This window comes from Actinomycetes bacterium (assembly GCA_036000965.1).
Taxonomy (GTDB): Bacteria; Actinomycetota; CALGFH01; order CALGFH01; family CALGFH01; genus DASYUT01.
In genome coordinates this window covers 1-11777 of record DASYUT010000143.1, presented here as the reverse complement: position 1 = coordinate 11777, position 11777 = coordinate 1, and the positions used below count along the sequence as shown (strand labels likewise).

Annotated in this window: 10 protein-coding genes; 2 read left to right on the top strand and 8 right to left on the bottom strand. The window is 72.4% G+C overall.

Annotated features, from left to right (window positions below):
- The 5 genes from VG276_12445 to VG276_12425 all read right to left on the bottom strand — a co-directional run.
- On the bottom strand, window positions 1–1379 hold a 1379-nt coding region (locus tag VG276_12445), incomplete at its 3' end, for a DUF87 domain-containing protein (GenBank protein ID HEV8650187.1).
- 5 nt (window positions 1380–1384) lie between these two features.
- Entirely contained in the window at window positions 1385–2617 is a 1233-nt protein-coding gene (locus VG276_12440) for a hypothetical protein (GenBank protein ID HEV8650186.1), read from the bottom strand.
- An 81-nt stretch (window positions 2618–2698) separates the two neighbouring features.
- Window positions 2699–3466: an ImmA/IrrE family metallo-endopeptidase gene (locus VG276_12435; GenBank protein HEV8650185.1), complete on the bottom strand. Its 768-nt coding sequence runs from the start codon at window positions 3464–3466 to the stop codon at window positions 2699–2701.
- A 340-nt stretch (window positions 3467–3806) separates the two neighbouring features.
- On the bottom strand, window positions 3807–4430 hold the full coding sequence (locus VG276_12430) for a hypothetical protein (GenBank protein ID HEV8650184.1): 624 nt from the start codon (window positions 4428–4430) through the stop codon (window positions 3807–3809).
- Window positions 4414–5688 (bottom strand): DNA methyltransferase, encoded by a 1275-nt coding sequence (locus VG276_12425; GenBank protein HEV8650183.1) that lies wholly within the window; start codon window positions 5686–5688, stop codon window positions 4414–4416. The genes VG276_12430 and VG276_12425 overlap by 17 nt, the downstream gene beginning before the upstream one ends.
- 138 nt (window positions 5689–5826) lie before the next feature.
- On the opposite strand from VG276_12425, the gene VG276_12420 reads away from it, so the two are divergent.
- A complete protein-coding gene (locus VG276_12420) occupies window positions 5827–6018 on the top strand; it encodes a nitrilase-related carbon-nitrogen hydrolase (GenBank protein HEV8650182.1) in 192 nt (63 codons plus the stop codon).
- A gap of 67 nt (window positions 6019–6085) precedes the next feature.
- On the opposite strand, the gene VG276_12415 is transcribed toward VG276_12420, so the two are convergent.
- The 3 genes from VG276_12415 to VG276_12405 all read right to left on the bottom strand — a co-directional run bounded on the left by VG276_12415 (window position 6086) and on the right by VG276_12405 (window position 10017).
- Window positions 6086–7615 (bottom strand): hypothetical protein, encoded by a 1530-nt coding sequence (locus VG276_12415; protein ID HEV8650181.1) that lies wholly within the window; start codon window positions 7613–7615, stop codon window positions 6086–6088.
- A 579-nt stretch (window positions 7616–8194) separates the two neighbouring features.
- Complete coding sequence (locus VG276_12410; protein HEV8650180.1) at window positions 8195–9199, bottom strand: YrzE family protein; 1005 nt, start codon at window positions 9197–9199, stop codon at window positions 8195–8197.
- A 98-nt stretch (window positions 9200–9297) separates the two neighbouring features.
- The gene (locus VG276_12405; GenBank protein HEV8650179.1) at window positions 9298–10017 is read right to left on the bottom strand and encodes a GAF and ANTAR domain-containing protein; all 720 of its coding nucleotides are present in this window, start codon (window positions 10015–10017) and stop codon (window positions 9298–9300) included.
- A gap of 428 nt (window positions 10018–10445) precedes the next feature.
- Between VG276_12405 and VG276_12400 the strand changes: the two genes are divergently transcribed.
- The gene (locus VG276_12400; GenBank protein HEV8650178.1) at window positions 10446–11777 is read left to right on the top strand and encodes a sigma-70 family RNA polymerase sigma factor; all 1332 of its coding nucleotides are present in this window, start codon (window positions 10446–10448) and stop codon (window positions 11775–11777) included.

The window sequence follows — 11777 nt, the reverse complement described above, 5'->3', positions numbered from 1 at the left end:
GGCGAGTCGGTGCCGGAGAGGTCGACGATCGACACCTGGCCTCGCCGGAGGACGGCCCGCATGTCGAGGGGTGGGTGGTCGCGCCGGTCGAAGATGCCGAGCCGGTGCAGCCGCCACAGCCGCCCGAGGGTCGCCCGCCAGCTCACGGCCGACGAGGGCTTGGCTGCGGCTACGAGCCGCTTCAGTGCGGCGCGGGCGACCGGCGTCCCCAGCTCTTGGTTGTAGAGGCGGACCTCGTCGACATCTCCATGCTCGACGTGGGCGAGCATGGCGTTCGCCAGGTCGATGACCCTCGACAGGGTCAGCTCTGGGTATCCCTCGTCGAACTCGTTCAGCTCGAGGACCCGCCGCTCGTCGTCCTGGCTTCCACGACGCGGGAAGATGTTCAGCTCTCGGAGGAGCTGCTTGCCGATGTCGAGCGTGCGGAAGAACCGCTCCTTCTGCGCCTCGCTCATCTCCACGATCTCGGCGACCGTGTACGGCGAGAGCTCCGTGAAGGAGAGGCCGAACTCGTGGCGGCTCGGATGCCCGGGGTTGGCGGTCTCGGTGCCGGCGAGGTGGAACAGCCGGGTGTCCGGGATGCCGGCGGGTGCGAGCCCCCGGCGGGACAGGGCGGCAAGCATGGACGGATCGGTGGTCGAATCGCCGATGTGGACGTACTCGCCCTCGGTGTCGAGGATGACCACGGCCATGTCGGCCTGCTGCGCCTCGGCGAGCAGCCGGCCGATCGTCGTGGACTTCCCCCCGCCGGTCGTGCCCAGCACCGCGGTGTGGCGGGGCAGGACCGACTTCTTGTCGACCGGGATCCCGACCTGCACGTCCTCGTCGCCGAGGACCGAGCCGAGCCGGAGCGTGCCGCCGGCACGCAGGGCCGCGGCCTTCTCCTCCGTCTCGAGCACGGTCACCACACTGTTCGGCAACGGGCGGAACCGCGGCGGCACGAGGGCGCCGTCCAGCTCCTCGCCGAGAAGCTCCACCTGCACGCGGCCGTGGTACCTCGGCATGAAGATGCCGCCCCGGACCGTCGTCGTCACGATCACGTTGGCGTCGGCCCGCAGGCCGTCGGGCTCGGCGAACGGGCCGGCGATGACGATCCCGAGGTAGCTGCGCCCGTCCTGCCGGGAGTCGATCCGAACCAGCGCCTGAGTCGGGATCTTGGCGATCTCGTCCTTCGGCAGCAGCACGGTCACTGAGCCGTCCTGCGACGCGCCCGAGTCGAACATCGTGCGGCCGACCGCGTCGGGGGAGGCATCCTCAGCGAGCGCAGCCGCCTTGGTCAAGGGCTCGAGGTAGTCCTTGAGCTGGTGAACCGGCTGCTCCACGCGCGCCGTATCGGGGTGGTCGACGGGTCCGGGGTCGGGCTGAGGCTCATGCTGCAACTCGGTCACCTCCCTGGATAGGGGCGCGTCTCTCGCTCGGAGAGATGGCTGAACGTGCGATCCTGGGCGGCGTAGGCGGCTCCGACGGTGCCGAGGAAGTCCTCCCGGCCGAAGCTCGCCCCACAGAGCTGGTCCGCCATGTCGAGCAGCAGCGGGAACCCGCGATGCTCCTGGAGGACCGCGTCGGCCATGACGATCGCAGCCGCCTGCGCGCACAGCTCCGGGTCGGCGGGCGCGTAGAAGACGTACGGCGGAGCCGCCAGCGACGTGCGGTACACCCCGACGGCAACCTGCTCGCCAGCGGCGGCCACGAACTCCTGCGCAGCCTGCAGACGGCGACCGCGCAGGTTCCCACGCTCGACCATGTCCTCGATGTAGCTGCGCAGCTTGTGCACCACCGCGAACTCGAGCGGACCGAGGGCGAGCCCGATCGTGAGCAGCGCGCGCTGCCTGGGCGCCGACGGCACGAACGCGAACCGCTGGTGGTCGAGCAGGAGCTCGGAGAGCACCTCGAGCCCCTGCTCGACGAGGTCGAGCGCGCCCGAGCCGGTCAACAGCTCGAACGGTGCCGGGTTGCCCTGGCCGAGCCGCCATGGGGCGGCCGAGAGGCGGGCAAGGACCGCGCGCTCGGCGTAGGTCATGATCCCGCGCCGGCCGAGCTCGGTCAGCCGGTCGCGCTTGTCGTCGACCCCCACTGAGGCGCGCCGTTCCCGCTGCTCGAGGAGCTGCAGCGCCTCGTCGACCGGGCTGCCCTGGACGCCGCGCAGGTCCCGCCGGAAGAGACGGTGGGACCAGGTGCCCTCCTGCCCGTTGTACGAGATGAGGCATACCCCGAGCTGGATGATCGTCAGCGCGAGGGAGTCGTGCACGAGGACGGTGCCGTCGCACGCCTCCACCTTCCCCGCGAACAGCGTTCCCCGATGCACCTTCTCGAGGTCGCCGATTGGGATGGACCAGACACCGGCCAGGGGCGGGGCGCCGGGCCGGCCCCGGTCACGGATGACCGGGAAGACCTCGGCACGGAGCGCGCCGGCCACCCGGTCCTCCTGGGAGAGCGCGCTCTGGATCTCCGCGTCGAGACGCTCGTAGAGGGCCGGAAGGTCAGAGCCCGGGTGCCAGGTATCGAGGTCGAGGACACGCCGCAGCGGCTCGCCGAACTCGCGCTCGAAATCCGCCGAAGGAAGCTCCGGCTCGTCTGGGCGACGGTCCGGCCTCCCCGGTGGCTCGATCATGGTCATGTCCTGCCCCCTTGGGCGAGCTATGCAAGTCCTCTGCCTCTCTGTCTTTCGTACCGGGGTCGTTCGGAAAGTTCGATGCCGTCACCGATCGAAGAAGCTCCGTCGGATCCCGAGCGTGTGAAGGGCAGACCTGGCTCGCACGGCGGCCCGGTTCCGCGGGAGGGTGAAGCGGTCGGCCAGCACGTCAGCGACCTCGTCGATCAGCTCGGCAAATGGCAACCGGTGCTCGTGCGCTGTCGCCGACGCGAGCTCCAGCACCGTCGACCAGGGTGCGAGCAGCTCGAGTGCGAATTGCGAGGCGGCGTCTTCCGCCGTCTCGACGTCATGGGCGGCGCCGCCGTCGGCATCGCGCTCGAGCAGGTGCGCATGGAGGCCCAGTGGCACCCGGGCGAGAACGGCCTGCGCGCGTTCGGCTCTGCTCGGTGGACGCCATCCGTCGATCACGTCCAGGAGCTCAGGCGCCTCGCGGAGCACCCGTTCACGGGGCTCGACGTAGTCGAACAAGAAATGGCCCAGCTCGTGCGCCACCGTGAAGCGTCGATCGGCCCGGGTGAGCCTCCCATCAAGGAAGACGATGCCAGCACCCCGGGAGGCGAGGAGCAGACCCCTGAGCGCCCGAGCACCACTGTCGTCGCTCAGCTCCACGCCTCGACTGGCGAGCCAGCCACGAGCGCGGTGCTGATCGAGGGCTGGAAGCGCCACAATCGCCAGAGGGGTCGCCCAGGCGATGGCGACCTCGAGATCGTGGTGGTGTCGCACCTCGTCGGGCACGTCGGCCCAGAAGCTGTCTGCCCGTTCCCTCGCTCGCCCTGCGAAGGACGTGCTGGCGCTGACCTGGTCGTCGGCCATGTCGTGAGCAGCACTCACCAGTCCCGCCTGCACCTCTCCGGCGGGTCGCTCGAGCTCGGCGGCCGGAACCGCAGCCAGCGCGGCGAGCGCAACCCCCTCTCGAAGCCCTACGGCAAGCTCATCAGGGTCGACGTGCAGGTGACGGGCGATCGCCGTGACGTCGGCGATGAAATGACCTGCACGGGGGGAGCGATAGAGCGGCAGTCGGGCACGCTGGCGTTGGTCGAGACCGAGCCGGCGGATGATGCCTTCCCCGCGGTCAGGGGCGGCCGCGAGCCAGCCCGCCAGGAACTCGGGCTCCTCGCGCAGGTGCTCGCTCAGCGCGGCGAAGACCGCCTCGTCAGGAGAGCTGTCCACGGAGCCGCTCCAATCTCTTCTGCAGGCGATCCTTGTGGCGCTTCACGGCCTTGCGCTGCAGCTCAACAGGCAGGTGCGACAGTCCGAGCACGGCTGCGTACGCGCTCGTCGCCCGCACCCCGTCCGCCATCAGCTGCAGGAGCTGGCGGTCGAGGTGGTCCAGGTCTTGCAGTGCTCGTAGCGCTCCTTGCGCCACCATTGGTGCGACCCCGAAGGGGTCGACCGCATCCAAAGCTTCTTCCTCTACCGTACTGTCCCCGCTCCGCGGCTCGAGTTCGACAGGATCGGCAACGGGCAGCTCGCGAGTCCGTCGTCGGCGTCGTGCCTCCAACTCGTTCAGGACGTCGCTGCGTGCCTCCATTGCGAGGTAGGCGATGAGACCACCTCGGGCAGGTTCGAACCGCTGGGGCTCTCGAAGGTACTTCGCGACCACGAGGCCGATCACCGACGGCACCAGGTGTGGGTCGCCGACTGATCGCTCCAGCTGCGCCAAGCGGTTGCGCACCAAGGGGACGACACGCTCGGCCAGGTCTCTCGGCGCGACCACGTCGTCCGACAGCAACCGCTCGTGGAGCTTGCGGAGCTCGGGCTCAACGGGATCGGGCACTGCTCGACCCGCCTGGTCGACGAAGGACGACGACGTACTCCTGTTGCATGCGCGCCCCGAAGGCCGCTTCCAGGTACGGCATCACGCGGCGCCGCTCGTGGATGGTCCGCTCGAGCACGTCCTCGATCTCGAGGTCGGTCATGGACCGGGCGGTCTCGGCCAGGAGCACGTGGGTCGGGATCGAGACCTTCCGGATATTGGAAGGGCAGATGATCAGCACCACCCGACCGCCTGGCCGCACGACGCGCCTGCACTCCTGGAGGACTCCCGCCATGTCGCGGAAGTAGCGGTGCACCACCCATGAGCGGCGTAGGTCTCCGGAGAGCGCACGCACGACCTCGTCGACCGCCTGGAGGCCGAGCGACGGAGGCGGAGTCGCCGGGGTCGGCGCGCCTGCGAGCGGTGCACGCTCGGATCCGACGTAGGTCCGGCCAAGCGTCCGGTACTGCGCGACGCCGGTGCCAAGGATCTCCGGCATCCACGCGACCGCGAAGACGTGGGCTCGCGTGTAGTCAAGAGCTGAGCAGTACGGAGGCGACGTGAAGAGGAGATCGACGGAGGCATCGGCCACCGGGAGCCGGCGGGCGTCGTCGCCGACGATCCGGACGTCAGGTTTCGCGTTCCCAGCCTGCTCCAACCGATCCAGGTAGTCGACGAGCAGACGACGGAACCGGCGCAGGTTCTTCAGGAACCGGGCGTTCACGTCCGGGTCGTGGTCCCATCGACGGTAGTGATGTCGGGAGTGCACGAGGTCTCGGGCGTTGGCCACCGACGTCCTCGCGACGATCAGGGCCGAGAACGCAACCCAGAGCAGGTCCCGGGCGTCCGGCTCACAGTGGATCGTCGAGATCAACGTCCGCAGGCCGGAGAGGTCGGCCGCGACCGACGGCAGGAACCACCGATCGAGCTTCGGGAGGTCGGGACGCCAGCTCGCATTTCCCAGAGGTTCCGCAAGACCGGTCTCAACCTGTTCGATCGCCAGATCCCAGCTGGCGATCGGGATCGGCGTCGCCTTTGCCTTGGCGATGAGGCGCGAGAGTGGGTCGATGTCCGCGCCCCAGGCCCGTCGTCCAAGGAGCGCAGCCTCGACGAGCGTTGTGCCGCTACCGACCATGGGATCCAGCACGACGTCTCCTGGAGCGCTGAACCTTGAGATCGCCCAGTCGACGAGCGGTGGCGGGCAACGGGCGGCAAAGGCATGAAGGGGGTGCGTCGCATAAAGATGACCAGCAGGACCGAAGTCAAGCTCTGCGGTCATTCGTCGCCTGCTGTCGTCGACCCCACCTCACGTCCGCTCGCGCTTCGCATCTCGTGAGTGCGTCCTCCTTCCCGGACCGGATTCGAGGGACGATAACGACTAAAGGTGCATCAAGGCAACTCGCTAGGAGACATTCACATGACGGCTATCACGGTGGCCCTGCTCCAGCTTCCCGCCTGCCACGACCAGGCGGCCAACCTGGCCAAGGGCGAGGCGTGTTGTCGGCGCGCCCGGCAGATGGGTGCCGACATCGCGTTGTTCCCGGAACTGTGGCAGCTCGGCTACCACTTCGACGCGCAGAGCGAGCGCTACGACCCGACGCGCCGCTGAGCCAGGCCGAGGTGGGTGACCGCTGCCTGCGGTGCGGTCACCCATCTCGCAGGCTTGCCACACAAGCTCATCGCAGCGGCACCATGATGCTCGGGCGCCGGACGGCGGCCGCCTCGATCGACTGGTAGACCATGAAGCCGACGGGCCTGCCGGTGAGGCGGGCGAGTTCGTTGCCCAGCCTCTTGAGCCCCAGCGCGTCGAGCTGCGCACCGGTCAGGGGCGCGGTGCGGGTGCCGCCGGAGCGCAGGTCCACGCCGATCGACCGGGCCCGCTCGAACAAGCTCCGGCCGCCGAGGGCGACGTCGAAGTCGCTCCGCCGACCCGTATCGAACGGCGCGCCCGACAGGAAGTCGCGGCCGGTGACGGAGCTGCCCTGGAACGCCGCCTGGACGTCGCCGTAGCCGGCCTTCCTGAGGCCGGCGCCCAGGCGGGCGCCGAAGCGGCCGAACTCGGCCGGGCCGGCGAACCCCAGCGGGGCGCTCCCGCGGGGGACCGCGTGCCCCTCGGCGGTTGTGGCCAGCGGCACGCCCCGGGGCGGCAGGCGGGCAGGGCCGGGTGAGGCCGCCGCGCCGACGACCTCCTCGCCCACTCCCACGGCACGGCCGAGGCTGCCAGCTCCCTTGGCGGCCGCAGCGAGCGCTGCCTGGGGCGCCAGCCGGGACCAGAAGCGCCAGGCGTGGCCGTTCTCGAGGTCGTCGGTCCCGAGCTGTTGCCGGATGGCCGCGGCCGGGTCGCGCAACGCGGCGACGCCGCCCGCGACCGCCTCCCCGGCCCGCCGCCGCGCGTCGGCCGGGCGCACGACCCAGTAGAGCGGCCACGCCAGGACGGCGGTCTGCGCCCCGCCGTCCAGCAAGCCCTTCACGCCCGAGGCGAGACCGTCGCGGACATCGCGCCAGGGTGAGATCGGGCCGTTCGTCCTGACCTCGATCGCCCGGGCGTAGGCGCCGCGCCGGTCGATGACCTGGCAGAGCGCTGGGGCCCGGCTGGCGAGCTCGTCGAACGCGGCCGACGCCGAGGCTGCGGCGGTGCGCATGCGGCCGTCTGCCTCCCCGGCGAGCGCCCGGGCTGCCTGGGCAACCGCGGCATCACCTGCGCCACCGCCGGCCGCGCCACCCTCGTACGGGCTTCTCGAGGGCAGCCCGCGACCGCCGAGGTCGCCTGCGGCCAAGCCCACGGAGGACAGTCCGCCAGTACCCAGCCCGTGGGCCCCCAGGCCACCCGAGGACAGCGCCGGGGACAGCCCCTGGGGCAGCCCGGCGGCGTCCAGCCCGTGGGCCCCCAGGCTGATGCCGGTCGAAGCGGCCAGGCGTTCGGCGCGGTCCCAGCTGGCCTGGGCGTCCTCGGTGGTGGTGGCGACCGCGGCGAGGACTGCAGCCGCCTCGGTGGCGACCGTGGTCGCCTGGCCGAGGGCGGTGACGAGGCGGCCGGCGCGATCGCCGCTCGCCCGGGCGGCCACCCCGCTCCACGAGCGAGGGCCACGGGTGAGGACGTCGCCGCCGTGATGCAGCTGCGCAGCGAGCGCCCGGCATCGTTCGCCGAGCGCGCCCAGGTCCCGGCTCCCGCTCCGGAGCGCGCGGGTGTCCAGGCCGGGGAGCATCTACCGCATCCTCCGGATGGCTCGTGGCATCTCGCCTCCTGAGCGCTCGTGGACGGCCCCCAGCGACCGCCGCTACGGCTTGGGACCCTATCCGAGCGACCAGCGGCAGCCAGGGTTTTCCACAGACCGCGCCGGACCAAGCTTCATGTCCCAGCCACGCGTCCCGTCCATTCGGCCCGGCGCCACCCGCCGGAGGCGACGACATGCGTCTGGGCCGCAGCTGAGGGGCGTCGTTGGGTTCCGAACGACCGGGTTGGCAAAGGCCTACGACGGCCGGGCGCCGTGGCAGACCGAGCGAGCCGGGTTGGCAGAGGCGTCGCCCAGGGAGCCGCTCCGTGGATGCCCGGACGGCGTCCTACGCAGCCCGCTCGGCGGAGCGCCTGCCGCGCCAGGGTGCCGCCCGCGAGTGCCCGGCAGCCACCCGCCGGTCGGTGACGCCGGGGCGCTCTCCCGGTACGAACGGCACCACCTGCGCCGGCACCACCTGCGCCGATGGGACCTTAGGGGGCGATGGGACCTCAAGGGCGGTGGGACCTCAGGGGGCCGCGGCGCTCCGGCCGCGGCCCCTGGTCGGTGGCATCAGCGGAGCCGCCGGGCCTGCTCCTCATGGCGGGCGGCGTCGTCGAGGACGACGGTGTCACGCGGCGTGTCGTCGGTGCCGGCGGCGCGGCCGGGCAGGTGCCGGCCTGCGTCACCGCGGGTGTCGGTGCGTCCGGCGGCACGCCGGCCCTCGTCGACCCTGTCGGCCGGGCCGGCGGCGTGCTGGCCGCCCTCAGCGAGCACGCTGCTCGCGCGGACCCGGCCGGAGCGGACCGGCACCGGCGGCCCGGGCTCAGCCACCGGCCCGGGCTTGGCCCTCGGCCCGGGCTCGGCCCCCACCCGGTTCCGCTCTGTCAGCTCCCGGTCGTCCGGGACGCCGTCACGGTCCCGGTCCCAGCCGCCGGAGACACCGTCACGGTCCCGGTCGTCCCCCTCGTCCCGGGCGCCGTCACGGTCGCGGTCGTGCTCGGTGGCGGCGGTCTCCACAGTGGCCGCCCTGCGGGTCAGCTTGGTGTGCCAGCGCTCGCCGAGGATGCCGCCGAAAGCGGCGCCGAACAGCATGGCGGCGAGCGACCCGAGACCGGCGACGGTGCCGATCGCGCCCCACTCGGTGCCCGAGGTCGGGATCCCGAGGCTGCGCAGGTTGGCCACGATGGCGCTCGAGTCGGCCTGGGCGGCCGCGACCGCGGCGAGCACGGCGATGATGGCCACGGCCAGCACGAACACGCCGAGGCCGTTCAGCAGGCCGGCGCGCCGGGCCATGCGACCAGCCACGTAGCCGCCGAAGCCGTACGCAAGCAGCACGACGGCGGCGATGGCGACGGCGCTCCCGACGCCGATCTGCGCCCAGTCGTTGACGGTGAGCGTGTTGTCGATCCCGATCGCGGCGGCGACGGCCGCCGCTGCGGCGAGCAGCACGGCGAAGGCGCCGTAGGCCACCAGCACTCCGGCAAGCACGCTGACGAACGAGACCCTGCTGAACCCGGCGTCCCGGGCCAGCGCCGCGCGATCGCGCCGGGTCTCGGTGAGGTCGCTTCTCGACATGACGGCTTCTCCTCCAGAGACAGTCCTGGGTTCAGCATCTCCCCATTGCTGGGGCTCGAAACGAGAACACACCGCGACTGGCCTGGCAATGGGTGTGGTCAGGGGCGCGGGGGAGGGTCCTTGAGGGGCCGGCCGGCGAGCACGTCGAGCGCGACCTCGCTCACCTTGCGGCGGGAGGTCCTGGCCGACCGCCGGAGGCGGTCGAACGCCTCGGCCGGGCTCAGCCCCTCGCGCTCCATCAGCCTGCCCTTGGCCTGCTCGATGACCACACGGTGACGGAGGGCGTGCTCGAGCTGGCCGACCACCTCTGCCCGGACGGCCACCTCGGTCACGGTCCGCGTCAGGGTGGCAACCACCTCCGCGAAGGTCTCGACCGCGGAGATCTCGGCGGGCACCCACGGCCGCGCGGGCGTCCGCACGACGGTGAAGGTCCCGACGCAGCCGCCGCCCGGGTCGACGGGGACGCTTATGAGGCCGTGCACGGCGTGCTCCGCGGCGACCAGGGCCAGCTTCGACCAGCGGTGCTCGAAGGAAAGCGCGGGCGTCTGGACGAGGGCGCCGCGGGCGACGGCCTCCAGGCACGGGCCGGCCCAGAGCTGGTCCCTGGCCGACTCGAGCATCGGCGCGAGCCGACCGGCAGCGACGGTCCGGAGCAGCTCGCCGTCCTCGTCGAGCACCATCAGAGCCGCGCCGTCGGCGCCCAGCAGCGAGACGCCGGCGGCCACCACCCGCTGGACGGCGGGCTCGAGGCCGCCGCCAAGGTCGGCTTCGGCCGGCGGGGGCGTGCCCGCCGTCGGCTCCCGCGAGCCAGGGTGCATGGTGGTTGCCCTCCCAGAACCGCGATGCGTCGACGGATCCGCCGCGCAGTGGAGCGGGACCCGCACTGGCCGGTTCCTCAGGCATGAGTCCCGCTCGGTGGTGTCGGCCGCTCCGGGGCGATCCGCCTGATCGCCCGTTCCTACCCAGTGGAACGCCGCCGGCCCGATTGCATTACGCACCGGACCCGAACCCGCCCGGGACGACCTGACCGGACCCCGCCTGACCGCATCCCGCCTCCCAGCGAGACCGGGACAACCTGGCCGCATCCTGCCCCCCAGCGGGGCTGAGATGGATCGTGACCGAGCGGAGAACCGTGGGAGAACCGTGATGGGTACGCCGGAGCAGGCCTGGGTAACAAGGCTTCCGCGGGCGACCATCGTGGCCGCCGCCAGGCGGAGTACGCAGTGGACACAGGCGGGGGTACGCAGTGGACAGAAGGGCGCCAGCCGCCGAGCCGCACAGCGAGATCCTCGAGCTCACCCCACTGATCCGGCGGGTGGTGGCGGCCCGCGTGCGTGACCCGGACACCGTCGACGACCTCGTCCAGGAGGCGCTGACGCGGCTCATCGCGGCCCGCCCGCGGCTCGAGGACGAGGCGCTCGCCCCGTACGCGATCGTGACCGCCCGCAACCTTGTCGCCTCCCTGGCCAGGGAGCAGGAGCGCCAGCGGCGCCACAGCCACCGCCTGGTCGACCTCACCGAGCCGGAGCGGCCCGACGAGGAGGCCCTGCGCCGCGAGGAGGCGGCCGCGGTTGACGCCGCGCTCGCCCGACTCTCGGCCCGCGACCGGGACGCGGTCGTCGCCCACGAGGTGGAGGGCGTGGACACCGCGTCCCTGGCCGGCAGGCACCACTCCACCCCGGGCGCGATCGCCGTGCAGCTGGCCCGGGCCCGGGCCAGGCTGCGCGTCGACTACCTGGTCGCCTCGGAGCGGGTCGAGCTGCCGACCGAGCGGTGCCGCCCGGTGCTGCTGGCCCTGTCGGCCGGTGACCGCCGGCGCCAGCAGGCGCTGGACGCCGGCGGTCACCTGCTCGAGTGCCGGACCTGCGCCCGGCTGAGCAAGCCGCTGCTCGAGCGGCGCCGGCCGGTTGCCGTGCTGCTGCCCCTGGCGTTGCTCTGGCTCATCTGGAAGAAGGTGATGGCGTGGGCACGCGCCCACCCGGTGCAGGCCGTGACCACCACGGCGGCAGTGGCCAGCCTGGCGGCCGCGCCGCTCCTGCTGCAGCGCCCGGCGCCGCCTCCGGCCCCGCCACCCCCGGTGATCGCGCCGGTCACGACGGTCGCGCCCCCGGCTCCGGCTCCGGCCCCGACCACCACCCCGGCCCCGACCACCGCCCCGGCCCCTCCCCCGGCTCCGGCTCCGGCCTCTGGGCCCAAGACCGGAGCGACCCAGGGGCCGGGTGGCGTGCTGACGGTACCCGGAGGGTCACTCCTGCCCGTGCCGGCCGGCTCCGGGCTCGCACGCTGGTCGGGCCAGCCGGTGACCGCGCGGGGGGCGCCCGTCGCCCAGGTGTGGGCGGACGAGGGGTTCTGGGTCGGCCCCGGCGGGTCGAACCGGATCTGGGTCCAGCTGGTGGGCAGGGGCGAGTCGCCGTTCTGGGTCCGCCCAGGTCAGAAGGTCTCGTTCATCGGCAGGCTGGTGCCCAACGCGCCCGGCTACGCGCAGCGCGCGGGGCTCACGGAACGCGAGGGCAGGAAGCTGCTCGCCGGCCAGACTCAGCACATCGAGGTGCGCTACGAGAGCGTGCGGCTGAGCTGA